31 protein-coding genes and 4 pseudogenes are annotated in these 25460 nt (G+C 71.3%); 9 read left to right on the top strand and 26 right to left on the bottom strand.

Annotated features, from left to right (window positions below; translation table 11 throughout):
• Window positions 1-336: 336 nt before the first annotated feature.
• From ABZU69_RS23835 to ABZU69_RS23890, 12 genes and pseudogenes are all read right to left on the bottom strand, one after another.
• Window positions 337-1290, bottom strand: a pseudogene (locus ABZU69_RS23835) (LysM domain-containing protein); the annotation flags it as partial.
• A gap of 14 nt (window positions 1291-1304) precedes the next feature.
• A complete protein-coding gene (locus tag ABZU69_RS23840) occupies window positions 1305-1691 on the bottom strand; it encodes a hypothetical protein (protein WP_354966580.1) in 387 nt (128 codons plus the stop codon).
• Window positions 1692-1759: 68 nt separating this feature from the next.
• Complete coding sequence (locus ABZU69_RS23845) at window positions 1760-2227, bottom strand: TadE/TadG family type IV pilus assembly protein (RefSeq protein ID WP_354966538.1); 468 nt, start codon at window positions 2225-2227, stop codon at window positions 1760-1762.
• Window positions 2224-2646: a TadE family protein gene (locus tag ABZU69_RS23850; protein WP_354966539.1), complete on the bottom strand. Its 423-nt coding sequence runs from the start codon at window positions 2644-2646 to the stop codon at window positions 2224-2226. Before ABZU69_RS23850 ends, ABZU69_RS23845 begins: the two co-directional genes overlap by 4 nt.
• A gap of 28 nt (window positions 2647-2674) precedes the next feature.
• On the bottom strand, window positions 2675-2878 hold the full coding sequence (locus tag ABZU69_RS23855) for a hypothetical protein (RefSeq protein WP_354966540.1): 204 nt from the start codon (window positions 2876-2878) through the stop codon (window positions 2675-2677).
• Window positions 2879-2902: 24 nt separating this feature from the next.
• Entirely contained in the window at window positions 2903-3760 is an 858-nt protein-coding gene (locus ABZU69_RS23860; RefSeq protein WP_354966581.1) for a type II secretion system F family protein, read from the bottom strand.
• Window positions 3760-4662 carry a type II secretion system F family protein gene (locus ABZU69_RS23865; RefSeq protein ID WP_354966541.1) on the bottom strand — a complete coding sequence of 301 codons (903 nt, stop codon included), beginning with the start codon at window positions 4660-4662 and terminating at the stop codon, window positions 3760-3762. The genes ABZU69_RS23860 and ABZU69_RS23865 overlap by 1 nt, the downstream gene beginning before the upstream one ends.
• A gap of 4 nt (window positions 4663-4666) precedes the next feature.
• Complete coding sequence (locus ABZU69_RS23870) at window positions 4667-6211, bottom strand: CpaF/VirB11 family protein (protein ID WP_354966542.1); 1545 nt, start codon at window positions 6209-6211, stop codon at window positions 4667-4669.
• Window positions 6204-7001 (bottom strand): annotated as a pseudogene (locus tag ABZU69_RS23875) (ParA family protein); the annotation flags it as partial. The pseudogene ABZU69_RS23875 and the gene ABZU69_RS23870, both read right to left, overlap by 8 nt.
• Before the next feature lie 2 nt (window positions 7002-7003).
• Window positions 7004-7657 (bottom strand): SAF domain-containing protein, encoded by a 654-nt coding sequence (locus ABZU69_RS23880; RefSeq protein WP_354966543.1) that lies wholly within the window; start codon window positions 7655-7657, stop codon window positions 7004-7006.
• Window positions 7658-7694: 37 nt separating this feature from the next.
• Window positions 7695-8689 (bottom strand): annotated as a pseudogene (locus ABZU69_RS23885) (hypothetical protein).
• The gene (locus tag ABZU69_RS23890; RefSeq protein WP_354966544.1) at window positions 8683-9201 is read right to left on the bottom strand and encodes a hypothetical protein; all 519 of its coding nucleotides are present in this window, start codon (window positions 9199-9201) and stop codon (window positions 8683-8685) included. Before ABZU69_RS23890 ends, ABZU69_RS23885 begins: the two are co-directional and overlap by 7 nt.
• A gap of 743 nt (window positions 9202-9944) precedes the next feature.
• On the opposite strand from ABZU69_RS23890, the gene ABZU69_RS23895 reads away from it, so the two are divergent.
• Window positions 9945-10664, top strand: a complete 720-nt coding sequence (locus ABZU69_RS23895; RefSeq protein WP_354966545.1) for an A24 family peptidase — start codon at window positions 9945-9947, stop codon at window positions 10662-10664.
• Between the two features lie 206 nt (window positions 10665-10870).
• Here ABZU69_RS23895 and ABZU69_RS23900 read toward each other — a convergent pair whose 3' ends face one another.
• The 4 genes from ABZU69_RS23900 to ABZU69_RS23915 all read right to left on the bottom strand — a co-directional run bounded on the left by ABZU69_RS23900 (window position 10871) and on the right by ABZU69_RS23915 (window position 12928).
• The gene (locus ABZU69_RS23900; RefSeq protein WP_354966546.1) at window positions 10871-11497 is read right to left on the bottom strand and encodes a phosphatase PAP2 family protein; all 627 of its coding nucleotides are present in this window, start codon (window positions 11495-11497) and stop codon (window positions 10871-10873) included.
• A 140-nt stretch (window positions 11498-11637) separates the two neighbouring features.
• Complete coding sequence (locus ABZU69_RS23905; RefSeq protein ID WP_354966547.1) at window positions 11638-12102, bottom strand: hypothetical protein; 465 nt, start codon at window positions 12100-12102, stop codon at window positions 11638-11640.
• Window positions 12103-12203: 101 nt separating this feature from the next.
• Window positions 12204-12437, bottom strand: coding sequence for a hypothetical protein (locus ABZU69_RS23910; RefSeq protein WP_354966548.1), 234 nt, complete (start codon window positions 12435-12437; stop codon window positions 12204-12206).
• Window positions 12438-12586: 149 nt separating this feature from the next.
• Window positions 12587-12928: a hypothetical protein gene (locus ABZU69_RS23915; protein WP_354966549.1), complete on the bottom strand. Its 342-nt coding sequence runs from the start codon at window positions 12926-12928 to the stop codon at window positions 12587-12589.
• A gap of 187 nt (window positions 12929-13115) precedes the next feature.
• Here ABZU69_RS23915 and ABZU69_RS23920 point away from each other — a divergent pair, with 187 nt between their 5' ends.
• A complete protein-coding gene (locus ABZU69_RS23920; protein WP_354966550.1) occupies window positions 13116-14276 on the top strand; it encodes a low temperature requirement protein A in 1161 nt (386 codons plus the stop codon).
• 50 nt (window positions 14277-14326) lie between these two features.
• Here ABZU69_RS23920 and ABZU69_RS23925 read toward each other — a convergent pair whose 3' ends face one another.
• The 3 genes from ABZU69_RS23925 to ABZU69_RS23935 form a co-directional block, all read right to left on the bottom strand.
• On the bottom strand, window positions 14327-15370 hold the full coding sequence (locus tag ABZU69_RS23925; protein ID WP_354966551.1) for a P1 family peptidase: 1044 nt from the start codon (window positions 15368-15370) through the stop codon (window positions 14327-14329).
• 109 nt (window positions 15371-15479) lie between these two features.
• On the bottom strand, window positions 15480-16685 hold the full coding sequence (locus ABZU69_RS23930; RefSeq protein WP_354966552.1) for a low temperature requirement protein A: 1206 nt from the start codon (window positions 16683-16685) through the stop codon (window positions 15480-15482).
• Window positions 16686-16793: 108 nt separating this feature from the next.
• Complete coding sequence (locus ABZU69_RS23935; RefSeq protein ID WP_354966553.1) at window positions 16794-18194, bottom strand: carboxylesterase family protein; 1401 nt, start codon at window positions 18192-18194, stop codon at window positions 16794-16796.
• 116 nt (window positions 18195-18310) lie between these two features.
• Here ABZU69_RS23935 and ABZU69_RS23940 point away from each other — a divergent pair, with 116 nt between their 5' ends.
• Complete coding sequence (locus ABZU69_RS23940; RefSeq protein ID WP_354966554.1) at window positions 18311-18868, top strand: TetR/AcrR family transcriptional regulator; 558 nt, start codon at window positions 18311-18313, stop codon at window positions 18866-18868.
• 146 nt (window positions 18869-19014) lie between these two features.
• Here the strand turns inward: ABZU69_RS23940 and ABZU69_RS23945 are convergent, their stop codons facing one another.
• The 5 genes from ABZU69_RS23945 to ABZU69_RS23965 are packed head-to-tail and all read right to left on the bottom strand — an operon-like array spanning window position 19015 to window position 21087.
• On the bottom strand, window positions 19015-19371 hold the full coding sequence (locus ABZU69_RS23945; protein ID WP_354966555.1) for a hypothetical protein: 357 nt from the start codon (window positions 19369-19371) through the stop codon (window positions 19015-19017).
• Complete coding sequence (locus ABZU69_RS23950; protein ID WP_354966556.1) at window positions 19368-19856, bottom strand: hypothetical protein; 489 nt, start codon at window positions 19854-19856, stop codon at window positions 19368-19370. Before ABZU69_RS23950 ends, ABZU69_RS23945 begins: the two co-directional genes overlap by 4 nt.
• Window positions 19849-20337, bottom strand: a complete 489-nt coding sequence (locus tag ABZU69_RS23955) for a hypothetical protein (protein ID WP_354966557.1) — start codon at window positions 20335-20337, stop codon at window positions 19849-19851. The genes ABZU69_RS23950 and ABZU69_RS23955 overlap by 8 nt, the downstream gene beginning before the upstream one ends.
• A gap of 9 nt (window positions 20338-20346) precedes the next feature.
• The gene (locus tag ABZU69_RS23960) at window positions 20347-20667 is read right to left on the bottom strand and encodes a hypothetical protein (RefSeq protein WP_354966558.1); all 321 of its coding nucleotides are present in this window, start codon (window positions 20665-20667) and stop codon (window positions 20347-20349) included.
• Between the two features lie 3 nt (window positions 20668-20670).
• Complete coding sequence (locus ABZU69_RS23965) at window positions 20671-21087, bottom strand: YbaB/EbfC family nucleoid-associated protein (protein WP_354966559.1); 417 nt, start codon at window positions 21085-21087, stop codon at window positions 20671-20673.
• 231 nt (window positions 21088-21318) lie between these two features.
• Between ABZU69_RS23965 and ABZU69_RS23970 the strand changes: the two genes are divergently transcribed.
• From ABZU69_RS23970 to ABZU69_RS23985, 4 genes are all read left to right on the top strand, one after another.
• Complete coding sequence (locus ABZU69_RS23970) at window positions 21319-21711, top strand: hypothetical protein (protein WP_354966560.1); 393 nt, start codon at window positions 21319-21321, stop codon at window positions 21709-21711.
• Between the two features lie 354 nt (window positions 21712-22065).
• A complete protein-coding gene (locus ABZU69_RS23975) occupies window positions 22066-22398 on the top strand; it encodes a hypothetical protein (protein ID WP_354966561.1) in 333 nt (110 codons plus the stop codon).
• A gap of 84 nt (window positions 22399-22482) precedes the next feature.
• On the top strand, window positions 22483-22797 hold the full coding sequence (locus ABZU69_RS23980) for a hypothetical protein (RefSeq protein WP_354966562.1): 315 nt from the start codon (window positions 22483-22485) through the stop codon (window positions 22795-22797).
• Entirely contained in the window at window positions 22784-23110 is a 327-nt protein-coding gene (locus ABZU69_RS23985; RefSeq protein WP_354966563.1) for a hypothetical protein, read from the top strand. The genes ABZU69_RS23980 and ABZU69_RS23985 overlap by 14 nt, the downstream gene beginning before the upstream one ends.
• A 52-nt stretch (window positions 23111-23162) precedes the next feature.
• Here ABZU69_RS23985 and ABZU69_RS23990 read toward each other — a convergent pair whose 3' ends face one another.
• Window positions 23163-23948 (bottom strand): hypothetical protein, encoded by a 786-nt coding sequence (locus tag ABZU69_RS23990; RefSeq protein WP_354966564.1) that lies wholly within the window; start codon window positions 23946-23948, stop codon window positions 23163-23165.
• Window positions 23949-24275: 327 nt separating this feature from the next.
• Between ABZU69_RS23990 and ABZU69_RS23995 the strand changes: the two genes are divergently transcribed.
• A complete protein-coding gene (locus ABZU69_RS23995; RefSeq protein ID WP_354966565.1) occupies window positions 24276-24530 on the top strand; it encodes a type II toxin-antitoxin system prevent-host-death family antitoxin in 255 nt (84 codons plus the stop codon).
• Window positions 24527-24852 (top strand): annotated as a pseudogene (locus ABZU69_RS24000) (type II toxin-antitoxin system VapC family toxin). The gene ABZU69_RS23995 and the pseudogene ABZU69_RS24000 overlap by 4 nt, the downstream one beginning before the upstream one ends.
• 80 nt (window positions 24853-24932) lie before the next feature.
• Here ABZU69_RS24000 and ABZU69_RS24005 read toward each other — a convergent pair.
• Complete coding sequence (locus ABZU69_RS24005; protein WP_354966566.1) at window positions 24933-25187, bottom strand: hypothetical protein; 255 nt, start codon at window positions 25185-25187, stop codon at window positions 24933-24935.
• Window positions 25188-25460 lie beyond the last annotated feature (273 nt).

Genomic DNA, 25460 nt, shown 5'->3' on the forward strand with positions numbered 1-25460 from the left:
GGAGTCCGTCGCTTGACCGCCACACGGCGGCGACCATGGTGGGGACCGACCGGGACGGGCGGGCGCCGGTCAGCCGCGCCGGTGCCGACCAACCTGCGGTCCGTCCGGAACGGAGTCCAGGCCGGGCCCGCCGGCCAGCAGGCCACCGTGTTCGTCGTAGCCGCCCCAACCCTCGTCGCCGGCCCGCCCGGGCGCGCCGGTCGGTGCCATTCCGCCGCTCGGTCCGGCGGTGATGCGGGCGGCCCGGGTCGTGGTCCCAGCTGTGCTGCCGATGCTCCGGCCCGCGGCGCCCCGGGGCGTGCGGGTGGATGCGGCCAGCCGAGGGGCCGCACCGGCGGTGGCCGGACGGCGGCGCAGCCCGAGCACCGCGCCGATCTGGGCGCCGACGATGCTCGCCACGGCCAGCACAGCGGAGACCGCCAGCGGCCGGTTGACCGGGTCGGTAGCGCCGGGCCGGGCGGCGCCGACGGTCATCGCGGGAGGCTGACCGGCGGACTCCGTACCACCGGGCGGTGTGGGTGCCACCCGCTCCGGTGCGGCCCGCTCGGGTGCCGGGCGGGGCGCTGGCGGCTTGGGCGCTGGCCGGGCGACCAGCCGGCCGGTGGCGTGCGAGCGGGCACCCTGGTCGGTGGCCTCGGCGGGCAATCGGAGCAACTGGCCGGGACGGATCCGGTCCGGGTCGTCGAGCCGGTTCAGCTCGGCCAGCCGTCGGTAGTCGGCGAACTCGTCCAGGTAACGCTCGGCCACCTCGCCGAGGTAGTCGCCCCGGGCCACGCGGTACACCGGAGACGCCTCGTCACTCGCGGCCGACGCCGACGCCGACGCCGGACCGGCCAGGGTGGCGACGGCCGGCGAGTCCGGGTGGGCGTACGGCGTGCCGGCGTAGACGGCGGCGGCGCTGGCGGCGGCCGGGCTGGCCGCGAGGATCAGCGCCACCGAGCCGACCAGGGCGGCGGCGGCCTTCTGCTGCCGGCTCATCCCGGGCAGCTTCGGCGCCGGCCGACGCACGCTTTGTGCAACCAGCTCGACGAGGACCGAGAATGCGAACGTGGCCCAGCCGAACCAGCCGGCCAGCGCCAACGCCCGCAGAAAGAGCTGGCCGTCATCCCTGCTGGTCAGCGCGGTGCCCACCTCGGCGAGGCTCGGCAGGTGGTCGGGCAGAGGGTTGCCCGCGAAGGCGAGCAGCGCGACCGGCGCGCCGGCCAGCAGCGTACAGAGCACGATCAGCGCGCCAAAGCCGGTGAGGATCCGTCCGGTCCGCCGTACGACGGACCCACCCGATGCGGGCATGGCTGCCTTCCTTCCTACGGTTCCTGCGGTGATGGCTCGCGGGTGATGGCTCGCGCGGTCGCCTCGCCGGTGACCCTGACCGTGCGGGCGAAGCCGAACAGCCCGAGCATCGAACGGCGGTAGGTGATCGTGACGCGAACCCGGACGAGGGTCTCCCCGGCGACTTCCGGGAAGCTCACGGTGTGGCCGGTGGTGCCGGCGGCGGCCAGGTAGTTGGCGACCGCGACGCGGGCCTGCGGCCGGTTGAGCCGCGTCGGCCCGCCCTCGATCGCGGTGGCCCGGTCGATGGCCTGCCCACCGGCCCGGGCCGCCTCGGCGGCCAGTTTGTCGGAACGTTGCAGGGTGCGCAGCTGCCCGGCGCCGTCGAAGGAGAGGCCCACGATGGCCAGTACGCCGGTCATCGCCACCGCCAGGAAGATGCTGACCCGGCCGTGCTCACCGGTGTGCGGAGGCCGGGGAGCGAACGCGGTCACTGCCGGCTCCGGTAGCGGTCCAGCGGAGAGGTGAAGTCCGCGGTGATCCGGTTGTCGGTCGGCATACCGGGCACGACGCTCAGCGAGATGTCCTTGAACGACACCAGGCAACTGATCTCCACCGTCACCGTGGCGTCTGCACCGAGCGGGCTGCTGAAGGCGGCGTCGAAGCTGGTGGACCTGCCGGCGACCGAACCGGTGAACGTCGGGTCGAGGTCGTTGCTGCAGGCCAGCCCGTGCCAGTCCAGCTGTTTGCGGGCGGCCTCCCGCGCCGCGGTCCGCGCGGTGTCGGCATTCCGGGAGATCGAGGCGGCGCGGGCCGCGTCGTGCGCGGCGGCGTCGATCGCCTCCGCCGCCACCGCGCTACGCCCGGCCACGCCGGCCAGCACCATCAGCGCGATGAACGCGGGTGCGAGCACCGCCACCTCGATGGAGACCGAGCCCCGCTCGACGCCGCGGCTCATGGCGTGGTCACCCGTTCCACTGTCCCGTGCGCGGTCTGCCGCACCGCGAAGTCCACGCCGGGCACCACCGACAGGGACCGGCCGCGCACCGTGCAGGTCACCTCGGTGTCGGTGGTCACGCAGCTTGGGCCGGTCTTTGCCCAGCCCACCAGCCAGCCGCCGGTGGCGTTCAGGAAGCGGGTGGCGCTGGCGACCCCGGCGTCGTCCGGAGCGTCGTACAGCCGCTGGGCGTTGACCCCGCTCTGCGCGGCGTTCAACGCCGTGGAGCGGGCCAGGAAGACGGCCGCGACCTGGAGCGACGCGAAGAGCAGCACCAGGATCAGCGGCATCACCACCGCCAGCTCCACCGGGTTGGCTCCCCGCTCCCGGTCGCCGGCCGCGAGGTGGCGCGCCGGGCGTCGGCCATCACCCGGCGCCACCTCGGGAACGCGACTCGGCGCACGCCGGCTACTTCGGGTTCGTGTGGTTCGGGATGGCCTTCATCCAGTCGTTGGCCTTGCCCAGGGCCAGGCCGGTGACGATGGTCGCCACGAAGACCAGACCGAAGATGATCACCGCGGTCGGCACCGGGCTGTCGCCGCGCTCGCCGTCGCGGCGCAGCTCGGCCAGACGCGTCGTCATCACGACGTGCAGGTAGCTGATGATGGACATGGCGTACTCCTTCTCGGGGTGGGGTCAGACGCGGGCGATGAACGGGTAGACGACGAAGCCGAGCAGCACGAAGACGAGCAGTGCGCCCGGAATGTCGAGCTTGCTGGTCACCCCCTCGGCGCGGGCGAGGTTGTCGGTGCGGATCTGGTCGCGTAGCGAGTCGGCCCGGCTGCGCAGGGTCTCGTGCACCTGCGCTCCCTCACTCCCGGAGGAGCGCATGATCGCGCCGACGTCGCCCAGTTCCGGAATGCCGATCTTGTCGACGAGGTCGCGCAGCTCGTCCCAGGGCGCGTGCATCTGCATCTGGGCGATCCGCAGCGACTCCTGGATCCGGTCGAAGACCCAGCCGTCGCACACGGCCGCGGCCCGCTCCAGCGACTGCACGGGCCCGTGCGCGGCGGAGAGCTGCAACGCCACCAGATCCAGGTACGTGCAGACGGCCTGGCGGAACTCGTCCCGGGCGGCGTCCGCCTTGGCGAGCACCGACCGGTGCGCCAGCAGCCCGGCGATCAGCGCCATGCCGAGGCTGCCGAGCACCGGTACGACCAGCGGTAGCGAGATACCCAGCACGAACAGCGCCACCCCGAGCAGGGTCGGCACGGCCAGCCCGATCAGCGCCGACAGCGCGTACTGCTCGGAGGTCTGGCCGATCAGGGCGAGCTGCCGGTGCGGCGGCCGCAGCCAGCGGGCCAGCCCGGTCAACCAGTCCAGTTGCCGGGACGCGGGAGCGGCGACCCGGCCGGTGCCGGCCGGCTGGTGCAACCGGCGCAGTGCCGGTCCGAGCGCCGGGGTCGCCGGCACCAGCTCGCGGACCACCAGGAACAGACCCAGCCCCACGGCAGCTCCACCGCACACCGCGATGGCCAGGTGCCAGTTCACGATCACGCGATCACCTCCTGCGGGTCCGGCGACGGCAGGAACCGGGCCGGCCGCTGCGGCTGGCTCATCGACCGCACCCAGGCCAGCAGGCCGATGAAGGCGGCACCGAGGGCGGCCATCACGAGTTGACCCACCGGTGTGCCGTACGGCTCGATGTACTCGGTGTTGATCAGCCCGTACGCCAGGGTGGCGAGGGTCATGCCGGTGAGGAAGCGGACCGCGAACCGGGGCTGGGTGCGCTTGGCCTCGATCTCCCGGCGGGTGGCGACCTCCGCCGCCGCCGCGCCGGCGATCGAGCCGAGTACGTCACCGAGCCGCTCGCCCCGGTCGGTGAGGTGCAGGATCAGCGCCGCCACCACCTGGTCGCAGACCGGGTCACCGATGTCGTCGGCGAACGCCAGCAGCGCGGAGCGGGCCATCCAGCCGGCCTGCAACCGGGCGGCGAGCAGCCGGACCTCGTCCTCGATGCCGGGTGGCACGCTGCCGATCGTGCCGATGATCGACTGCTGGAGGCCCTGCCCGGTGCCGGAGACGTCCTTGAGTCGGCGGGTCCACTCGCCGACCGCCTCGATCCGGGCGATTGCCCGTTGCTCGGCCTTGCCCACCGCGAACAGCCACGGGGTGCCGGGCACCGCCACCGCCACCAGCAGACCCACCACCGGCAGCCCGGTCAGCAGAAAGGCCAGCGCGCCGGCGACCAACGCGGTGATCAGCAGAGCCTGGTAGGCCCGTCGCTCGCCGGGGGTGGCGCCGGAGCCGCGCCAGAGCCGGCTCAGACCCGGTCCGGCGCCCGGGCCTGGGCCGGCGGGCCGCCGGGTGCCGATCAGCGCGACCACGGCCAGCAGCAGACCGGCGACACAGGCGGCGCCGGAGACCACCGCGATCAGTTCCAGGTTGTCCCGCACCGGATCACCGCCGGGCCAGTCGGGTCTGCCGGGGGCGGCGCCAGGCACCGGTGCCAGCCTCGATCCACCGGGTCAGCAGCCGGGCGTCGTAGCCCACCCGCAGCAGTTGCTCACGGACCCGTTCCGGCAGGTGCCGGGGGACCGCGCGGCCGTCGGGGCCGGGCCCGAAGACCGTGGTGGTGGTGATGCGCCCGGCTTCGCCAGCCCCGATCACCTCCTCCACGTGCGAGACGAACCGGTGCTTACGGCCGCCAATCGCGGTCTCGTCCTCGACGGTGACGTAGACGATCAGGTCCAGGGCGTTGCCGGCCATCCGGCGGGCCTGGTCGACGGTCATCTCGCGGCCGTGTGCCAGCGCCAGCTCGACGATCCGTTCACCGACGCCGGCGGACGTGCGGGCGTGGATGGTGCACATCGAGCCCCGGCTGGTGGTCATCGCCTGGAGCATCGGCACGATCTCCCGGGACCGCACCTCACCCACGATGATCCGCAGTACGCCCATCCGGAGCGAGAGCGGGATCAGGTCGGCGATCGTCACCTCGCCGGCCGGCCGGCCGTCGAAGCCACGTTCGCCGTGCCCCTCGCGGGCCTCGAAACTCATCACCGCCCGGTGCCGCTCCCGGCGGCGGGCCGGCAGCAGCTCCCGGCTCTCCTCCAGCAGCACGTACGGCTCGTCGGGCGGGATCTCGTTCATCAGCGCCCGGATGATCGTGGTCTTCCCGGCGCCGGCCAGCCCGGCGACCATGATGTTCAGCCCGGCGCGCATCGCCGCGCGGAGGAAGTCGCGCAGCAGTGGGTCGATCATCTCGTCCAGGTCACCCCGGGCGCCGGCCACGTCGTCCAGGCTCACGTCCAGGGTGTTGTGTTTGCGAATCACCGCGTACGGGCGGTGGCTGACCAGGAACACCGCGGCCAGCCGGCTGCCGTCGGGCAGTTGCAGGTCGAGGGTGGGCTTCACGGTGGACAGTGACCGCTCGGTCGCGCCCGCACGGCGTGCCGCCGCCTGGAGGATCTCCACCAGTTCCGCGTCGCTGTCGGCGATCGGCTCCGCCCAGTCGACCCCGCCGCCGTGCCGGGTGATGCGTACCTGGTCGCAGCCGAGGATGTGCACCTCCTCGATGGTGTCGTCGACCAGCAGGGTCTGCAGCCGACCCAACCCGACCAGCTCGGCGGTCACCTGGTCGAGCAGCAGGCGTTCCTCACCGGCGGCCATCGGCGTGCCGGCCCGGCGGACCGCGTCCGCGTACTCGGCGACCACCGTGACGGCCAGCCGGGCCCGCTCGGTGTCCTCCTCGTCGACGGTGAACTCACGGCCGCGCTGCCACAGGGTGAGCCGCTCGGTCAGTTCCCGGCGCAGCTCCCGGACCACCTGGAAGTCCATCCGGGGGCGGGGTGGCGGCTCCGGCGGCGGGCTGGCCGCGGGTGCCGGAGGCGGCGCCGGCAGTGGCACCGAATGGTGCCGGCCGTTCGGCGCGGCCAGCGGCGGCGTCGTGGAGGTGACGCCGGGCGGCTGTTGGCGCGGGTCGGCGGAGACCGGTTCCAACCGCATCCGGCACTCCCTGCTGCACCGGCCAGGCCAGCCGGGCGCGCCGCCGTTCCAGCAGCGCGCCGACCGGCACCTCCAGCGCGGCCGCCGCGCGCAGCAGCGGCCGTCCGGCGCGTACCGTCCCGCCCAGGCTGAGCACCCCGGCGGTACGCGAATCGTGCGGCAGCCGGGCGATCACCGGCAGTTTCAGCGCGCGGCTGATCTCGGCCCGACCTTGCCCACCACCGACCAGCAGCAGCCGCAGGGTGCCCGGCGGCACCCGGTGCTCGGCGAAGTCCCGTTCGATCGCGGTGACCACCGCCCGGGTGCCGGAGAGATCCGGCAGCTCGGCCCGGGTCACCAGCAGCACCACCGAGGCGGCCCGCAGCACCGGCCACGGCGGGCCGTTGACGTGCAGCCGGCCGCAGTCGACCAGCACGTCGTAGCCGGGGGTGCCGCGGTCCAGGGCGTTGAAGTAGTCGGCGAAGCGCTGCCAGAGCGGGGTGACGCTGCCGGCCTGCGTCGGGTCGACCAGCCCGGGCAGCAGCAGCCGTTCCCGCCGGGGCGCGTCGAGGTCGACCAGCTGGGACCAGAAGGCGGTCTCCAGGCTGCCGTCGCGCAGCTCCCCGACGGCCAGCTCGCCGATGCCGCGCGGCCCGTCCAGCTGACCACCCAGGTAGCCGGCGAGGATCGACCCGCCGGCCGGGTCGCACTCCGCGAGCACCAGTCGTCGGTGCCAGGCCAGCGCGCAGGCCAGCGCCGAGGTGGTCACGCCGGGCGAACCCTTCGCGGACACCAGCGCGATGATCGCCATGTTCAGGCCGCCTCGGTCAGCACGACGGCGATCCGCTCCTGCGCGGCCAGCGCCACCACCGCGGGCACGTCCCGGATGGTGAGCGTCAGGTACAGCACCTTGTCGTCGTTGGCCGGGCTCACCATGTCGATCACGGTGGCGGAGAAGCGGGTGCCCGCGGCAGCCGCTCCGGTGGCGTTGTCGTCCGGGGTGCTGACCAGCAGGACCTTGTCGCCGGGGTGCAGTTCACGCGCTGGCACCTGCGCGGTCTTGAGGCCGAGCGCGATCTGCTGCTGGCCGGGGCCTAGCAGCGCGTCGTCGGTGACCTGCCCCAGCGTGAGCAGGGTGCCCGGGACCAGCGCCACGGCGGCGCGCTTGCCGACCACCTCGTCCAGCCGCCCGGCGGGCACGGGACGCAGTCCCTGACCGCCGGCGACCTGCACGGCGATCAGGTCGGCGGCGCTGATCTCCCGCCCCACCTCCACCGGCCGGGCCACCGCGAGGTAGCTGCCGGTAGCCCGGACCGAGGTGACCGCGAACGCCGCGCCCAGCCCGCCCAGCGCGATCAGGAGTACAGCCAGACCCAGCAGCCCCGGGCGGATCCGGCGCTGCCGGACCACCTTGGGCGGGCTGACCGGCGCGTCCACCGGGGTTCCGTTGCGTGTCGCGAGGCTCACCGGACCAGCTCCGTCGAAAGCCACTCGTTCCGCCCGCTCATCGCGTCACCACCTGGAGTTCGTTGATCTGGATCGGCACGGTGCCGCTGGTCCGGTCTGCGGAATCGGTTCGCCCTGGACGCCGCCGTTGGTCCACCACCGCACCGTCCAGTACGTGGTGGCGCCGACCCGGTAGGTGCCGGCCTTCGGGTAGCCGCTGTCGTAGCCGCAGTCCGGGGACGGCTGGCCGGCGTGTTTGCCCTTCGCGTCGTACGGGGTGCCGGCGCCCGGGCAGGTGACCTTGTCGCCGTTGCCCATGTCCCAGACGATCCGGTCGACCTTCGCCTCGATGGAGACGGTCAGCCCACGGTCGGACGCGGAGGCGTGCAGCGGGCCGAAGTAATTGGCGCTCGGTGTCGCCCACATCCAGACCGGCAGGCCGACCAGTCCGGGGCCGACGCTCTTGCGGGGTGCCACCCTGAGCCGCGCCGGCAACAGTTTGATCGACGCCAGGGCGCGGCGGGCCAGCTCCTCCGGGTCGGGCGGTGCGCCGTAGCCGGGCGGTGGCCCATCCAGCAGCACCATGTCCTGGGCACCCAGGTCGCCGCCGTTGCAGGTCTGCAGATACCACTGCTGGCCCTCGGGCGGCTCGACGTCCCCCTCGGTCAGCTTGTAGTAGCACCCGTCGCCGTTGTTGAACCGGCCGAGCAGGTCGTCGTAGCAGGGGATGGTCCGCCCGCCCCACTGGCAGACGCCGCCACCACCTCCGCCGCCGGAGTCCCCGCCGCCGGAGTCCCCGCCGCCGGAGTCCCCGCCGCCGTTGTCGCCGCCGCCGCCGGGACCGCCCGGCGTGCCGGGCTCGTCGTCCCAGACGCTGCAGTCCGGCTGGTCGAGCGGGCACTCCGCCCCGGGGTCGGCGCGCCGGGCGGCGCCGGCCGGCACGGTTGCACCGACCACCAGCAGCAGCGCGAGGCCGATCCCGGTGAGTGCCCGGCGGGGCGTCCCGGCCCGGGCGGTACGGGCCGGGGCGCCCCTTCCTCCCCAGGTCAGCACGGCTGGTCCCGGTGCGCGGCACTGGAGTTGATCAGCCAGCGGCCGTCGGGATAGCGGGTCGCGGTGGCGGTGGCCAGGTGCCTGCCGCCGCCACTGCCCGGGACCACCCGCTTGTCCTTGGCGTAGACCAGCCGGTAACCGCTCGCGTCCAGGCAGTCCTGGATCTCCACCGTGGCCGGGGCCGAGTCCAGGCTGATCGAGGTCACGGTCGGGTCGGACTTCACCGCCCCGGTACGCATCGCGCCGTGCTCCTTTGCCTCGCGAATGGACACTCGCACCCGAGTGAGCAGTGGATCGGCGAGATACCGGGACAGTTCCGGCGCGCGCGGATCACTGCGTCGACTCGCCGTACGCGAGGCGGCGAGATAACCGGAGTACGCGTCGAGCGCCGCCTTTTCCGCAGCCCGCCTTTCGACCTCCCGGTCCGCTTGTTGTCCGTCGCTCCGGGCCGGCGCCGGCCGTTCGACGGCCTCCCGTCCGCTGCCGCAGGCGGTGACTGACACCGCCGCCACGACCGCTAGCAGGCAGATTGCTGCTCGCCTGAGCTGTCGTCCGCGCACCGTCGAGCCTCCTCGTGGTCGCCCGGTGCGGCGACGGATCACCGCCGCCGGGCATGCGGAAGCGCGCCCGGATCAGCACATCCGGAGCCGTTCATTGCGCTTCTGCATTCACCGTTACGGATCTTTTACAAATGGATGGTCCTGTGTCGGTCGGTTGTTGCAGTGAGGCTTGCGTCACACCCAAGGGGCGAGCATAGGCTGACGCTCGCCGATGCAACAGAGGCAATTCAAGTGAACACTCTGCGTGATGACAGGTGGTGGTGAGGGGTGTCTGTGCCGCGCTCCGAGCATCGGCCGACCGACGGGCGGGCCACGGCCTGCCCACTCCGGGCCGAACGGGTCGGCAGGGACCGCTCCGCCGGTCCCGAGAGTGGGACATCGCGGCGTCATCCCGGCATCCGGGCGGAGCCGGCGTCCGATCGAGGAGCCGCACCGGCCGGCGGGATGGCTGGCCCGGGCCCGGCCCGGGAGGCCGTCGGACGACCGGCTGCCCACGTCCCTTTCTGCGCCATCCGCTACACCCAAGCGATCGTTCAGTCACGATCCGTGTTCGCCTTCGCGCTCGACGCACGGGCCGTGCGGGCGTCGACATGCCGCTGACCGGCCCTCCGGCGGCCGTACCGGGTCAGGAGAATCCACCCGATCGGCACCCCGCACCCCCGCCGTCCGGTGCCACGAGCGCCTGGCTCCCCGCCGTGCTGGCGACCGTGGCGGTCAGCCCGCTCCTGCGGTTGGCCGTCCTGCGTCACGCCGTACCGTCGGGCACCGCCAGCCGGACCGGCTGCGACGCGTGCGGGGCGCCGGTCGGGCTGACCCGGCCCTGGCCCGCGCTCGGCCCGGCCGGCCGGTGCGGTCGCTGCCGCGCCCGGGTCGGCCCGCCGCCGGGAACCGTCGAGCTGGCCGCGATCGCCGGGCTCGCCGTGGTGCTGCTGCTGGCGCTGGCCGGTCCGCCAGGTGGGGCGTTGCCGGCGCTGGCCTGGTGGCTCGGCTGGACGGTCCCGGCGGTCTTCGTCGACCTGGCCGTGCACCGCCTGCCGGACCGGCTCACCCTGCCGGCGGCGGCCGGGACGTGGCTGCTGCTCGGCGCGGCCGCGCTCGGCGACCCCGAGCCGGGGCCCTGGCTGCGAGCCGTCGCCGCGGGCGCGGGGCTGGCGGTGCTCTTCGCCGGCAGCACGCTGCTGCTCGGCCGCCGCGGCTTCGGGCTGGGCGACGCCAAGCTGGCGCTCAGCGTGGGCGCGCTGCTCGGCTGGTACGGCTGGCCGTTCCTGCTGCTCGGGCTGCTTCTCGCGTTCGGGCTGTCCGCGCTGGTCAGCCTGGGCCTGTTGGCCGCCCGCCGGGCCCGCTGGTCCACCCACCTTCCGTTCGGCCCGTTCCTCCTGCTCGGCACCCTCGGCACCCTCCTGCTAGCCACCTGACTGCCGCCCGTGGGACGCCCGCCGCCCGCCGCCCGCCGCTCAAGATCGTGCTCGATTCACGATGTAGTTGCCTCTGCCGCGCCTGAGACCACTACAACCAGGATCGAGCACGATCTTCGGCGGCCAGATGCCGTCGGGTGGGACGTCGTCACGCTCGGGAGGGCGTGCGCGGGGCGTAGCGCCCGGGCGACGCGGGGCGGGCGGGATCAGGGGCGGGGCCGGCCCGCCAGGTCGGGGACCGGGCGACGGGCGTCGGCGCGGCGGCGTAGCGCTTCGGTGGTCGGGCGGGCCAGCACCGGGGTGGCCAGCGCGGCGACCAGGGCGCCGAGGAGCAGCCCAGCGATCACGTCGTGCGGATAGTGCACGCCCACGAAGACCCGCGAGATCGCCGCCAGCGCGGCCAGCGGCAGCGCGACCAGTCCGAGTCGGCGGGAGAGCAACAGCGTGGTGATCGCCAGCGCGCCGGCCAGGGTTGCGTGATTGCTGGGAAACGACCAGTCGCCCGGTGGTGGGCAGCTGCCGGCGATGATGGCCCGGCCCACCGTCCGGCACGGTCGCTCCTCGTCCACCACGGTCTTGAGCCATTCGCTGCCGGCGTACGCCAGGAGGGTCGGCACCGGCGCGACCAGGGCGAGTGCCCGGTCGTGCGGGCCGCCGGACAGGCGGCTCAGCGCGGCAACCAGCAGCAGCGCGCCGAGCAGCAGGATCATCCCCTCGGTGGCGTGCCCGACGAACCACTGCACCGGGGGCGGGCTGTCGGCGGCGACGCCGATCACGTCGCGGTACCACTCGGCGCTGATCTCCGGAACGTCCATGTTGCCGGTGTCGACCATGCATCACCTCACCAGATGTTCATACCCCGTTCATCTGGGAGAAAGGGTAGGAACGCAGCAGGCGGCCGCGCAGGAGTCGAAGGTCGGGACGGCTTACCGACCTTCGTCCAGCGACCGCACAGCCGCTCTGCTTGGTGGCCTCAGGTCGGCCCGAGGCCGCCGGCCATCCGTTCGCGGACGGCCTCCAGCGCCTCGAAGGCGTACGCCCAGTTGTGGCACTTGAAGCTGCGCAGGCCGTCGATGGTCGTGTGGCAGTCGGCGCAGCGCACTCCGGGGATGGCGTCCGGGATCTCGGTGTTGACGTACTTGCGTTCGCCGAGGATGACGGTGGCGATCATGTTCTTGTCGTGCAGGCCGGAGAGCGCCGACGAGACGATGTCGTACCAGGTGATCCGCCGGCCGCACTTCGGGCAGTCCGGCTCGTCGCCGCTGACCCAGAGCGGGGCGCCGATGGTGCGCGCCGGCATGCCGAGCAGCTTCTCCAGCCGCCGGACGTCCGATTCCGGGGTGGTCCACCGGTGTCGGCCGGGCAGCGACGCGGGTGAGTCGTACACGGCGCGGAACAGGTCGTGGTCGACCTGCACGGTCTCCCGCTGACTGGTCATCGGCGTCCCCCTCGACGGTCGGTGCTCCCACCGTCGTCCCTGGTGGGGCAGGCTACAACCGGATCAACGACACGGCGGGGCGACCAGCCCCTGCCGCAAGGTCAGGGTGCGGCCGGTGCTGGACCGGCCGCACCCCGACGGACGGCCTCGCCGGCCAGCCGCGAGCGGCGGCGGTCGTCGTTTGTGGTGAGGTCGAACTTGTCGTACAGCCGCGACAGGTGTTTCTTCACGGCGCTCTCGGTGACGTGCAGGGTGGCCGCGATCGCCCGCACCGGAGGTGGCTCGGGGAATGGCACCCCACCCTCGACGAACGGGCGGCAGAGCACGGTCAGCACCTCCTGCTCCCGGCGCGTCCGGGCGGCGGGGACGCCGGCTCGACGTGCATGGTCTGGGGGCGTCAGCAGACCTTGCTGGTCGAGCCGCCCGTCGAGTTCAGGTAACCGGTGACGTGCGTGCAGTGGGCGGCCGTGTTCGCGGGCGCGCCTCACAGCTCCGCGCGGGTCGTGTTGTTCAGCTCGCCCACGCCGTAGTCGGAGCCGCTGTCGCTGTGGTCGATCACGTGCACGTACAGGTCCCAGTTGGAGTGGGTGTTGCGGTACTGCTCCCAGACGTAGATGTAGGCGTAGTTGTAGCCGCAGCCGTAGTACTGCTTGACCGAGGCGGCCTCCATCCCGCCGACTGTCAGCACCCACGTCGTGCCGATCTGGCGGACGCTGGAGCAGCTGGCTGGCGTGCTGGCCATCGCCGGCGACGCGGTGAACACCGAGGTGGCGGCGGCCGCGGCGAGCGTCGCGGTGACGGCGAGGGTACGGCGGAGAGTCGACATGGAAAACCCTGCTTTCTCTGGTGGACCTGAGCTGCACCACCAGCAGACCAGCCGCCCGGATCGGGCGACAGGTGGCGAACCGGCGACCTTTCCTCCCCACCCGACCGCGCCCGTTGCCGGCTTTCGCCGCGGCGGCCGGTCCCGGGTGGTACGACGGACGCAGGGCATGCCGCCGGGAGGAGCGCTGATGGTGAGCAGGCCCGAACGGCTGCTGCGAGGAAGGGACGTCCCGCTCAGCGCCTCCTTCCTGGAACTCTTCTTCGACCTGGCGTTCGTCCTCGCCCTCAGCCAACTGGCCCAGCACCTCCTCGCCGACCTCACCCTGGTGGGCGCGCTGCGCACCGCGCTGCTCCTGACCGGGGTCTGGTGGATCTGGGTGACCACCACCTGGCTGGCCGACTGGTACGACCCGGAGACTCAGGCGCTGCGTGGGCTGCTGATCGGCGCCACGCTGGGCAGCCTGCTGGCCGGGGTGGCGATCCCGCAGGCGCTGGACGGGCGAGGCCTGCTCTTCGCCGGCGCGTACGTCGCGGTTCACCTTGCCCGGGGCACGGTCACCGGCCTCATGTTGCGCGGTCACCCGCGGCAGAGCCGGGCGCTGCGGATCCTCTGCTGGTACGGCGTCTCCGCCGTACCGTGGCTGGCCGGCGCGTTCCTGCCGGAGTGGCGGGTGCCGCTCTGGGTGCTCGCTCTCGCGATCGACCTCATCGGCCCACGACTCGGCTGGCCCACGCCCCGGCTGGGTCGGGCCCGACAGGAGGAGCTGCACCTCGCCGGTGAGCACTTCGCCGAGCGGTACCAGCAGATCATGATCATCGCGCTAGGCGAACTCGTCCTGGTCGCCGGCCTCACGTACGCCCGCACCCGCCTCAACCTCCCGGAGACAGCCGCGTTCCTGCTGGTCTTCACCACCGCTGTGCTGATCGGTCTGCTCTACGTGACGCCGGCCGGCCAGCGTCTGGGCCCGGCCATCGAGAACGCCGACCCGTCCCGGCTAGGGGTCGCCACCAGCTACCTGCACCTGGTGATGATCGCCGGCATAGTGGTCACCGCCGTCGGGGCCGAACTGAGCATCGCCCACCCCACCGAGATCGGTGACACGACCGCCGTCGTGGTCATCCTGAGCGGGCCCACCCTCTTCCTCGTCGGGCGGATCCTGTTCTCCCTGGCGATCCACCGGCGACTCTCCTGGCCGCGGGTGATCGGCCTGTTCGTCCTGTCCGGCGCGGCGATCGTCCTGCGACTGCCGCTGGTCGCGGCCAGCGCGACCGCCACCGGGGTGCTGATCGTGGTGGCCGTCCTGGACCGTGCGGGCATCGTCACCGCCGCTCGCACCCGAGCCCGTTGACGATCGGTACCCCACTCGCTGTCCGGCCGGCGTCAACTCCACCGCGTGAATCAGGCTGGCGTCGCCAGCCGGCCGGCCGCCGCCAATCGCCGGACCACCGCCCCGTGTGGAATGGCACGACTGGTATGACCGGCCACACCGGTGGTGGTGAAGGCGGTGAAGAGCGAGTTGAGCAGCGCCTCCTCGACAGAATCCAGGACGGCCGCGAAGACCGGGTTGATCTCCCCGTCGGGGATGGGCTGCTGGTCCGGCTCCGCCGTGCTGAACGCGATCGCGTAGTCGCCGCTGCCGTTGCTGTAGGACGCCCCGACCCGGCCCATCGCGAAGACCGCCCGCCGGGCTAGTCGTCCGAGCTGCCGGGCGTCCAGGGGTACGTCGGTGGCGACGACGATCATGCAGGAGTTGCCGGGTGGTTCGGCCCGGTCGGCGTCCGGGATCAGCTCACCGACCGGCAGCGGCACGCCGAGGGCGGTGAGCACTCCGCCGAAGTTGGACTGGACGAGCGCACCGATCGTCCCCGGTCGGTTGGCGACCCGCACCGTCCTCGACGACGTGCCGATGCCGCCCTTGAAGCCCAGCGCCGTGGTGCCGGTGCCGGCCCCGACGCAGCCCTCCACCGGTGGCCCGCCGGACGCCCCCGCGACGGCGGCGAGCACGTGTCCCTCGTTGATCGGGCGGCGGCGGATGTCGGAGAGGTGGCCGTCGTTGGTCTCGCCAACCAGGGGGTTGAATGACAGACCCTCGGGGCGACGGTCCATCAGGTGGCTCAGCAGCGCGTCCGCGGCCCGGAAGACGGACAGCGTGGCGGTCAGGACGATCGGTGATTCCAGCACGCCGAGTTCGTCCACCTGTGTCGAGCCGACCAGCTTCCCGTGGCCGTTGCCGGAGAACACGGCGGCCGGCAGGGTCCATCGTCCGGGGCCGAGCTGACTCGGTACGACGGCGGTGACGCCGGTGTGCAGGTCGGCGCCGTCGTCGATGGTGGTGTGCCCGACCAGGACTCCGTCGACGTCGGTGATCGCGTTGTCCCGCCCCGTGGGCAGCGCCCCCACGACGATCCCGAGGTCGCGGGCGCGGCGGCTCAACTGGTCCATGAAGCTCCTGTCGTCGTTGTCACATTGCGGCGATGCGGGGATCCTCGCGGAATCTTTCCGGCCGGGTGTGGTGGCATCCACACGACGGTGGCCAACCGGGCGCTTCGGGTTATCCGGGTGGCGACGGCGGCTCAGGTGGACGCCCTCGCGCGCCGGCGGCGTCCGAGACGGCGACCCCGGCCAGGACCGCGGTGGCGGCTAGGGCGGCCACGAGCGGTGGTACGAGGAGCATCACCGGTGCCAGCGCGGCCAACGCGAGCAGCCCGATCGGTCGATCCCGGGACACCCGGCTGAAGACCGCGTACTCGAAGCGGGCACGCCCGGCCAGGAACAGCGCGGGTCCGCCGAGGATGACCGCGATCCAGGCCGTTTGGGCGTGCCGGGTTGGATGGGCGATGACGAGTTCGGCACCGACCGCGGTGACGACGACGCCGGCCACCATGACCAGGTGGGCGTAGAACGCCGACAGGCCGAGGCGGGCCGGATCGGCGGAGCCCGCGATGGCCGCGGCCGACAGCTCGCCCGCCCGGTAGATGTAGATACGCCAGAGCAGCACCGTGGTGGCGATCGATACCACGAACGCCGCGGTCCGGTCGGGCGCGAAGCCGCTGCCGCCGAGGGTCGAAGCGGAGACCAGGATCAACTCACCGAGCGCGATGATGAAGAACTGTCGGTGGCGTTCGGCCAGGTGCTCGGCCGCGCTCGGCAACTCCGCGGGCGGTGAGCGGCCCAGACCTGGGGTGAGGTAGCGGAGCTTCCCCGCCAGGTAGTCCATGGCCACCGCCAGCGTCCACAGTGCCTCGCGGGCCGTGCCGTGCACCAGCGCCCCCGCGATCCACGGCACGGCGGATGCGCAGAACCAGATGAGCACCCGTAGGGCACCGCGCTGCAACTCGTGACCCCGCAGGGCGATGAGTAGGCCGAGGCTGCGACCGACCTGGACGGCGACGTACGCGCCCGCGAAGACCAGGCCCTGCGCGCCGAACACCGCCGGCAGCGCGACAGCCATCACCAGGCTGCCGACCAGGGTCGCGATGACCAGCAGTTGGATCGTCGGCCGCTGCGGGTCGAACCTGTCCGGGACCGTCGCCGTGCTGCACCAGACCCACCACACCGCCAGCAGCAGCACCAGCGTGTGGAAGGCGCCGCGCCACGTGAGGTCCCGGCTGAGCACCTGCGAGAGCTGGGTGAGCACGTAGACGAACGCCAGGTCGAAGAACAGCTCCAGGAACGTCGCCCGTTGCGGATCCTCGGGCTTCCGCAGCAGCTTGCCCGCCCTGCTCGTCGTCATCGGCTCGCCCGTCCTGTGGCTCATGCCCCTATTGAGGCATTCGTACCACGTGGCGGAGCCCGCCCTGGCGCGGACGTTCGGGACAGCTCCCGGCAAATCAACCTATGTCCGAGGGCGCCGATCCGAATATCGTTAGACCACACTCCCCGTAGGGTGGCTCGCCAGGTGCGCCGTCGTGCCGGGTGCCCAGCCTGGGTCGCCGGTGGTTGCGAAGCGGACCCAGGTGGAGTGCATCGTGTCGGCCACGGCAGCCGACGGATGCGCGCCGATCCGCGGTCGCATCTGCGGTAGACCGGTGGTGGCGAAGACGAATGGCACCTCCGCTGTGTGACAGGAGCCGAGGCCGTCGTTGTCCTCGAGGTCGAGCCCGTCGAATCGGTAGCTCCATGTCGGCACCGCACCCCTGGCCCTGACCAGCTGGGTCGCTGGCCGTACGAAACGGGCGTGGGTGTAGGCGTTGACCAACGTCTCGCCGGGCGTCGTGCCGACGAACGGTGCGAGATCGGTGATCCCGTTGTTCGCGGCGAATCCCGCGAGCATGGCTTCGTCGATGACGTCGATGGCTCGACCTGGGACGAAGAAGAGCCGACCCTCGTCCCGGTTGGTGCCGATCAATGCCGGCACCTGGGTGGTTGCGACCTCCATCGGCGGGTGTGGGAGCAGGTCGCCATCGACCACGGGGGCGAAGGGCAGCAGCCGCGCGATGTCACCCCATCCGGCAGCCGTGCCGGGGGCCCGTACGTGCAGTCCCAGCTGCGTGACGGCGCCGATGAGCTGGTCGATCGGTACACCGGCGACGGCCTCTCTTGTCGCCGGGATGCGGAGTCCCGCCGTGAGCCGTTCTGCCACCAGGGCGGCTTGATCGACGGTCAGCACGTTCGAGGCTGCGCCGCTCTGCAGCACAGCGCGGGCGAACAGGCCGCGGGCGGCGGGCACCGCCATCAGCGGCGCGACGGCCATCGCGCCTGCCGACTCGCCAGCGAGCGTGACCTGACGGGGGTCGCCGCCGAACGCGGCGATGTTGTCGCGTACCCACTCGAGGGCGGCGATCATGTCGCGTAGCCCGCGGTTCGTGTCGGCGTCGGGCAGTTCGAGGAAGCCGTCCGCGCCGAGCCGGTAGTTGATGGTCACGCAGACCACACCGTCGCGGGCGAAGGCGGTCCCGTCGTACTCGGCGTTCGCCCCGGAGCCGCTGGTGAACGACCCACCGTGGATCCACACGAAGACGGGACGGTCGGACGGCGATGTGCCGGGTGTCCAGACGTTCAGGTTGAGGCAGTCCTCGCCCGGAATCGTAACTTCGGGAAGCAGTGGGACGACGGGCGCGGGGTAGTCGCTTTTCGGCACGGTCGGGCCGTACGCGGTCGCGTCGCGGACCCCGGTCCACGGCTGTACCGGTTGTGGCGCCCGGAGCCGGTTCGGTCCGAGCGGCGGCGCGGCGTAGGGGATACCCAGAAAGGCGCTGACACCGCCGGTGCTCCGGCCCCGTACCGCACCCTTCGTGGTCTCGACGACGCTCGTGCTGTCGTCCATCGTTCCTCCTCAGGCGCGTTGTGAGTGACCACTCACAACGTAATTGTGAGTACCCACTCACAGCAAGCTGAACCCGGCGACCTATGGTGAGTTACTACTCACAAGTGGGGGGTGCCATGTCGGGAAGGGCCACGGCTGAAGAGCGGCGTACGCAGATCCGGCAGGCGGCCGCCGCGGCGTTCGCCGGCGCCGGCCTGCACGGCACATCGGTCAAGCTGATCGCCAGCGAGATCGGAATCAGCGAGGCGTACGTGTTCCGGCTCTTCGGCACGAAACGCGCACTGTTCATCGACGTCGTGACCGCGGCCTTTGACGCCATGTCCGACGGCATGGTCGCCGCCGCGGGCGACGCCACCGGTGTCGATGCGCTCATGCTGATGGGTGCGGAGTACAAGCAGCTGCTTGTCGACCGCCAGCGGCTCATGCTGCAGATGCAGGGATTCGCCGCCTGCGGGGATCCCGACGTACGCGACGCGGTTCGCGACGCCTTCGGCCGGCTCTGGTCGCGCGTCGCCGCCATCAGCGGCCTCGACCCGTTGCGCGTCAAGACGTTCATTGCCTTCGGGATGCTGCTCAACGACATCGCGGCGCTTGACGCGCGAGGGCTACCCACCGATTGGGCCAAGCAGGCGACGACCCCTGTGCCCCGGGACCTGTACGACTTCCTGCTCTGAGCGTCCAGGTGGACTAGAAGCCAGGTCAGGCCAGCGAGAGCCACGGCGGACCCGAGGCGCGGCAAGACGGTGCTCGGTGCCACCTGTGTCAGAAGGCTTCAACTCGCGCGTTGACCGGAACGTGTGCGGCTTGACGAACGGGTCGCCTATCCCGGCGGCAGGCCGAGGAACTGCTCGATGTCGGCGATGGCGTCCTCCACCGTGCCGCCGATGGCCGGGTCGCGCAGCCGGGCGCGCAGGGCTGGCATGACCCGGTCGGTGTCGAGCCGATGGTGGATGCGGGCCAGATGACCGAGGCAGATCGCCGCAGTCGCCCGGACGTCCTCCTCCGGGTGGTCCAGTAGCCGCAGGTAGAAGTCCTGGCACCAGCGCCAGTCCGCGTCGTGCAGGGCCAGCCCGACCATCGAGTCGGTGAGAGCGTCGATGTCACCCGCGGCGAGCGCGGCCGTGGCGCCGTCGTGGGTCGCCGGTGCCGGCTCGTAGTAGCTGCGCTGTGTGCTCATTCCTCGTCCTTCGGCGGCGCGGTCGGCCGGCCCTTCTTGTCTACCAGCCCGCTCCGCTTGAGCGCGTTGCGCATGTCGTCGTTCAGGCCGTCCGAGCTGTGGTCATCCCAGCCGCGGACGTGGCCGTGGTAGATCTCGACGACGTCCTCGCCGGGATTGCTCGGCTCGATGCGGCGGTGCCGGTCCAGGATGACGATCTCGCCGGTCTCGTGGTCGACGCCGATTCGGCGACGCTCGTTGGTTTCCTTGATCTGCACCGAGCGGTCCAGCGCGGTCTGGCCGTTGGCCGGAGCGCGGCTCGCGCTGCCCATGGCCAGGTTCCGGTCAGTGTCCCGGTGCTTGGGTCGCTGCTCGTCGCCGACGTGGTACTCGCGGCGTACCCGAGGGGTCCTGGCAAGTTGGGCGACCGGCTTGACCAACGCCGACTCCACCTCGGGCGGCACCGCCGCATCGCGCAGGTGTCGGTTGCGGTTGCGCTTACCCACCGAGGATCGCCTGCAGGGCCATGTCGATGAGCTGGTCGACGATCAAGCTGGTGATCATCTTGAAGATCGGGATCTCGAGTAGGGACGCACCGAAGGTGGCCACCGTCGTGGCGACCGCCTGGGCGATCTGGACGGCGAGGATGATCAACTGAACGATGATCTGGACTTTCAGCGCCAGTACGACCGCGGCGACCACCACGTAGCCGGCGCCCAGCACGGTGGTGGCGGTGGTGTTTCCGGCCAGCACGCCGCCCGGCCCCTCGCCGCCGGACCAGTACGCGTTGAAGGCGGCCACGACCTCCCCCCGATTGGCGCCGGTCACCTCTGCGGCCAGCTCATCGGCCTTCCGGCCCATCTCGTCGACGGTGGTGGCGAAGTCCATCCAGACCTGCCCGAGATCGAAGAGCTTCGCCTCGTCGCCCTCCGGCCAGTCGTACCCGATCATGGCGAGCAGCGAGGCGAGTTCACCCGGGATCGTCATGCCCAACGGTCAGCCCAACTCCCCGGCCAGCGCGCGGAAGCGGCCGACCAGCTCCTCCTCGACGGCTGTCATGTCGTCCGCTAAGGCCATCAGATCCTCGCCGCTGCTCTGGTACTCGTCGGCCATCGCGGCGCAGCACTCCAGCAGATAGCCGGAGATGACCGGAAAGGAAGCGGCGACGAGGGTGCCGAGCATGTCTCCGCCCCACGGCTCGCCCAAGCCCTTCAGCCGCGCGTCGAGCCCCTCGATCGCCGTCGCCAGGCGCTCACCCACGTCGACGAGCCGGGTGCCGGCCGCCTGGACCTGATCCGGATCGATCTCCAAGGACATCGGTCAGCCTCCTGACCGCGCGATTCGGGTCTGAGCGGCGGTGAGCGTGCTCAGGAACGACTGCATCTGGCGCACCGACTGCTGCTGGACGCCTTCGAGGCGCTCGAGCAGCACGGACGGATCCGGCACGTCCGGTGCGTCGGTGACCGTGCGGGCCCGCAGGTCGTCGAGGGCGGCGTTGACGGAGATCGTCAACTGTTCGGCAAGGTAGTCGCCGCCCTCACGCAGCACCTGCGGCGACACGGTGATCGACTCGATCCGACCGCCCGGAGCAGCCACCACGGTGATCAGGCCGTTTGCCGCACTGGCCTCGCCGCGGGTCTCGACGCTCTCCTCCGCGGGGCGGCTGGCCCGCAACTCGCGCAGGGTACGCAGAGCGTCGTCCATCGACTGGCGGAACTCGTCTGCGCTGGCCGTCATGAAGGGCTCCTCTCCGACCGGCCGGCGGCTTCCCGGCAGCGACCCGCCGCAGTGGACAGTGCGCGTGGCCCTCGTACTGTCCACTGGTGAACGGCTCGGAACGGACCGTACCCGATCGTTCACCGCCGCGCGGGACGCCCGCAGCGCATGCGGCGTCTTCCGAGACCCAGGCGTGCCGGTGCGCTCGGCCCCGACCTCTCATGTCTGCGGGTGACGGCGGGGTCGCGGTGCGTGGTCGGGCTGTGGCATGGTGCGGTCGTGGGCGAGACGGGGCGGACGGATCCGGTGACGGCGGTGCCGGACAAGCTCGATCAGTGGCACGACTTCCGCAAGAGCGTCGCGCTGGTGTCGATGGTGCTGTTCTTCTTCTGCGTGGTCGGCCTCGGCTTCCTGGTCTACCAGCTGGCGATCGTGGGGGACGACGGTACCTTCAGCGTCTGGTCGTTCTTCCGCTTCATGTCGGTGGCGACACCCCTCGAGGTGGCTGCCGTGGCCGGCCTCGGCGTCCACCGAGCGAGCACCAATGCGGAGTCGAAACGGCGCGGTCGGATCATGGCTCTCGCGTTGCTCGTTGCCGCGGTCCTGCTCGTGGTGACGGGCATCATCGGGGATCGCCTGTCGTGAGCTTCTCGGTCGACCCCAGCGCCCTGGAGCGCGCCGTCTCCCGCCTCAACGACGCCGCCCTCGACGCCCAGACCGCCAAGGCGTACACGCTCAAGCACACCGACCTGCCGTGGCACGGTCAGGGCCTGCTCAACGAAGCGTGGCCCGCACACCAGAAGCTCGTCGACGAGATGAACAAGCGGCTCACCCACCTGATGGAGCTGCTCGGCAAGTCACGCGACGCACTTCAGGAAACCGCCGACTACTACCGGCGCACCGACACCGGCAGCGCGGCCCGGCTGGACGCGACCTACCCGACCGTCGACCGCAGCGGCTATGAGCTTCCCCGTGGTCACCCGACGGGTGGAACCTGCCGTGAGAGAGCCGACCGACTTCCTCGTCGAGCCCGGCGAACCCGATCCCACAATGACCAAGGGCTTCGCCAACCCGATCGGCGTCCTGGACGCGATCTCCATCTCGCACTGGGTCAACCAGATCATCAAGGACTGCGCCGGCTACGACGTCATCGGCACCATCAGCAACGCCCTGGTCGGAGACTGGGAGAGCTTCTACAAGGCGGGCGATGCCTACGGCAACCTCGGCCAGAGCCTGCAGGCCCTCGGTCAGAACGTCAGTCCGACCGCCTCGCACATGGATCAGCAGTGGGACGGCCAGGCCGGTGACGCGGCTTTCGTCTACTTCCGTTAGCTCACCAAGGCACTCGTTCTGCAGAACCTCGTCCTCATCGAGATCAAAGAGAAGTACCACGAAGCGGCGCGCGCCATCTGGCTTTTGGCCGACATGATCGACGGCCTCGTCAAGATGATGATCGACAAAGCCATCATCATCGGCGTCAGCGCCGCCGCAGGCACGGCGCTCATCGAACCCGGCGCCGGAGCCGTCGTCGGCTACGGGGTCGCCGCCTGGCAAGCCATCGAACTGGTCAAGAAGGTCAACGACGCCGCGCTGAAGATCCAAGCCGCCGGCACCGCGATCCTCGGCTTCTTCAGCTTCATCAAGACCCTCGCCGAGCAGGGCGGCGACCTGTCCAAGGTGCCCCTGCCCGACCAGCCCTACACGAGCCCGGTGGTCCGTGACCCAACCTGAACCACCACCAGAGCAGCAGTTCCTCGACCTCACCGAAGGCGACCCGGGCCTGGCCAGGCTCCTCCACGCCAGCCTCACCCGGCTACGCGAGGGAGCCGCCGGCGGCGACCTCCAGGAGATGGCCCGCGACGTCCTCGCCGGCCACGCCGACCTACGCCAGATCGCCGCGAATGACGCCTATGGCGGAGAACTCCTCGACCGCTACCACCGGTTCAGAGACTGGGAACAGGACCTGGACCCCGACGAGCGGCAACGCATCACCGACCAAGCGACCGAACTCGCCGCGGACCTGGGCACTCAGGAACAGCAGTAGGCGCCACTGGCCGGGCTGGACCCTGTCGGACCCCGAGTGCACAGCGGCGACCTCATTCGTCGCGCTGCAGCCGGCCCGTCTCCCCGCCCTGGGCGTCGAAGAGCACGAGCACGTCGCCGTCCAGCCCTGCCCGCCACGCCTTCATGAGCCAGAAACCCACCGGAACGTTCTCACAGCCAATCGCCGTGGTGGGTCCGCTGGTGGCGAGGAAGTCGCCCGCCGGTCCGGCGACCCATCGCCCTCGCTCACCGTTGCAGCCGTCGGAACCGCGCCATGAGCCGTCGTCGCGCAGCTCCACGTACGGCCCCCCGGACCTGAACCTGCCCGGCCGAGCATCAACCGGCACCCATCGACCGAGCAGGGTTTCACGGGACGCTGGCGTCAGAGCCGCCGGCAGCGCGGCGGCCGGCGCGAAGGCACGCCGGACCTCGTCGGTCACCACGGGCAGCTCCGCCGGAGACGGCAACAGGTTCGGCCCGGGGGTGGGCTTAGCGCCGGGCAGCAGCCGGGCGACGTGCCCGCCCTGGTCGTCGAGCAGAACGCGGCTGTCGCCCTCGACGCGGAAGGCGCTGGCCCGACCCAGCCAGGCAGGGGTGAGCTCAGGACCGGGACGGCAGTTCCGGGCGTCGTTGCCGGAAACCGAACGTCCGGAGGCGCCGGCGACGAAGAGGCCGTTGACATTGGCCCGCCACGTCCCCATCACCACGCCGCAACGGTCGAACAACAGCAGGCCGTCGTGCTTGTCGGGTGTGAGCTGCAGAATGTCACCCGCTCCTTCGTCGACCTCCGCCAGCTTCCAGGAACCGATCAGCGCGACAGGATCGGCCGCTGGCGACACGGCCGGTGCAGGGTCCGTAGCGGCGGCCTGGGAACCACCTGGAGCCGCTGTCTCCGAGCCGACCGGCTCGTTGCAGCCCCCGAGCAACAGCCCGACCGCCGCGACAGCTATCAAGTACCTGCTCCCGCTCATCTTCTCCCCCGCCCCGACGCCCGCCGGGCGGTTGAGCGGCCCGGACCTGAGGTGATTGGACGAGCAACCGCCATCACCAGTTCCATCGCCATGGTTCGGATCGTCGTCGCCGGACCTCGACCGGAGCAGTCGAACCGCTGGCGCATGGAGCCACGCAGGCTAACTAAGCTCTTAGCTAACCGAGGGGGTTGCGCCATGTCGGCTGAGGCCGTGCACTACAACATGCATGATGCCAAGACCCACCTGTCGCGCATCATCGAACGGGTGGAACACGGCGAGGAGATCATCATCGACCGGGCCGGCACCCCGGTGGCGAAGGTCGTTCCGGTGGTGCGTCGGGCCAACCGCACCGCGGTCGGCTCCCTTGCCGGGCAACTGGGCCTTTCCGGTGGCTGGGACTCTCCACAGACCAATGCCGAGATCGCCGCCGACTTCGGCATCGGCGCATGACCCTGCTGCTGGACACCCACGTCGTGCTCTGGGCCATCACCGGCGACGCGACTCTCGGCACTGAGTTTCTCGACCGGCTACGCCGTGAGCCGGACATCTTCCTCTCCCCGGTCAGCCTGACCTCGCCGAACGGGTAAGGGACATGGGCTTCCGTGAAATCCCCGTGAACCACGCCCACGCCATCGCCGCCGGCCGCCTGCCGCCGCATCACCGCGACCCCTTCGACCGCATGCTGGTGGCACAGGCGATCACCGAGAGTTTGACCCTGGCCTCCCGCGACGCGTCGATAGCGCTGTACGACGTGGACGTCCTCAAGGTGTGATCGGACGGGCTCGATCAACGCCTGACGCCAAAGTGCGGCCTGCTGGCGCGCCTCTCGGTCTGGTTCGGCTGGCAGAGGAGTCAGGGAAGACTGGTCTCCTGTCCAGCCTCCAATCGGCCGGCTCGACGGTGAAGTTCCGCAGCTATGTCATCCCAATCGGGACCGAAGGCATGTAGGTCGTTAGCCGCCACCCGCAACAGCTCGACATCCGCCGGCCGCTGGAGGCAGGCCAGCCGGAAGGCGAGGTTTCGCGCCCAGACCGGAAGACCCATCCAGTCCTCCTCCAGCATCACCTTCAGCATCGCCACGATCTCGTCAGCCGATGCGAAGGTCACCACCTCGACGTACGCACTGGCAACGCTCTCGCTATACCCCGACCAGCGAGCAACCGGGCCAACTCAAGCAGCGACATGCACTCCGGGGCGACGGGCTCGGCGCCAGAGGACTCCTCGGGACGATCGCTGGGACCCCTATCCAGTAACGCCCGCAACCAACCCGTCAGTTTCACAACTTAGAGGGCATCTCGTGCGACTTTGATCTGATACACGCTGTTGATGCCCTGCCGGCCCCTGCCTGTCCGAGCCGTGATCATCTATACATGACGACCG

This window comes from Micromonospora sp. NPDC005206, from assembly GCF_040608175.1.
GTDB lineage: Bacteria > Actinomycetota > Actinomycetes > Mycobacteriales > Micromonosporaceae > Micromonospora.

Bases quoted from the DNA above. Each gene is read 5' to 3' on its own strand.
- ABZU69_RS23920 (WP_354966550.1), top strand. From the start codon at position 13,116: ATGGTGAGCAGGCCCGAACGGCTGCTGCGAGGAAGGGACGTCCCGCTC.
- ABZU69_RS23965 (WP_354966559.1), bottom strand. From the start codon at position 21,087: ATGACGGCCAGCGCAGACGAGTTCCGCCAGTCGATGGACGACGCTCTG.
- ABZU69_RS23960 (WP_354966558.1), bottom strand. From the start codon at position 20,667: ATGTCCTTGGAGATCGATCCGGATCAGGTCCAGGCGGCCGGCACCCGG.
- ABZU69_RS23900 (WP_354966546.1), bottom strand. From the start codon at position 11,497: ATGGTCGACACCGGCAACATGGACGTTCCGGAGATCAGCGCCGAGTGG.
- ABZU69_RS23995 (WP_354966565.1), top strand. From the start codon at position 24,276: ATGTCGGCTGAGGCCGTGCACTACAACATGCATGATGCCAAGACCCAC.
- ABZU69_RS23915 (WP_354966549.1), bottom strand. From the start codon at position 12,928: ATGTCGACTCTCCGCCGTACCCTCGCCGTCACCGCGACGCTCGCCGCG.
- ABZU69_RS23955 (WP_354966557.1), bottom strand. From the start codon at position 20,337: ATGACGATCCCGGGTGAACTCGCCTCGCTGCTCGCCATGATCGGGTAC.
- ABZU69_RS23845 (WP_354966538.1), bottom strand. From the start codon at position 2,227: ATGAGCCGCGGCGTCGAGCGGGGCTCGGTCTCCATCGAGGTGGCGGTG.
- ABZU69_RS23870 (WP_354966542.1), bottom strand. From the start codon at position 6,211: ATGCGGTTGGAACCGGTCTCCGCCGACCCGCGCCAACAGCCGCCCGGC.
- ABZU69_RS23925 (WP_354966551.1), bottom strand. From the start codon at position 15,370: ATGGACCAGTTGAGCCGCCGCGCCCGCGACCTCGGGATCGTCGTGGGG.
- ABZU69_RS23940 (WP_354966554.1), top strand. From the start codon at position 18,311: ATGTCGGGAAGGGCCACGGCTGAAGAGCGGCGTACGCAGATCCGGCAG.
- ABZU69_RS23855 (WP_354966540.1), bottom strand. From the start codon at position 2,878: ATGTCCATCATCAGCTACCTGCACGTCGTGATGACGACGCGTCTGGCC.
- ABZU69_RS23935 (WP_354966553.1), bottom strand. From the start codon at position 18,194: ATGGACGACAGCACGAGCGTCGTCGAGACCACGAAGGGTGCGGTACGG.
- ABZU69_RS23945 (WP_354966555.1), bottom strand. From the start codon at position 19,371: ATGAGCACACAGCGCAGCTACTACGAGCCGGCACCGGCGACCCACGAC.
- ABZU69_RS23840 (WP_354966580.1), bottom strand. From the start codon at position 1,691: ATGACCGGCGTACTGGCCATCGTGGGCCTCTCCTTCGACGGCGCCGGG.
- ABZU69_RS23930 (WP_354966552.1), bottom strand. From the start codon at position 16,685: ATGAGCCACAGGACGGGCGAGCCGATGACGACGAGCAGGGCGGGCAAG.
- ABZU69_RS23905 (WP_354966547.1), bottom strand. From the start codon at position 12,102: ATGACCAGTCAGCGGGAGACCGTGCAGGTCGACCACGACCTGTTCCGC.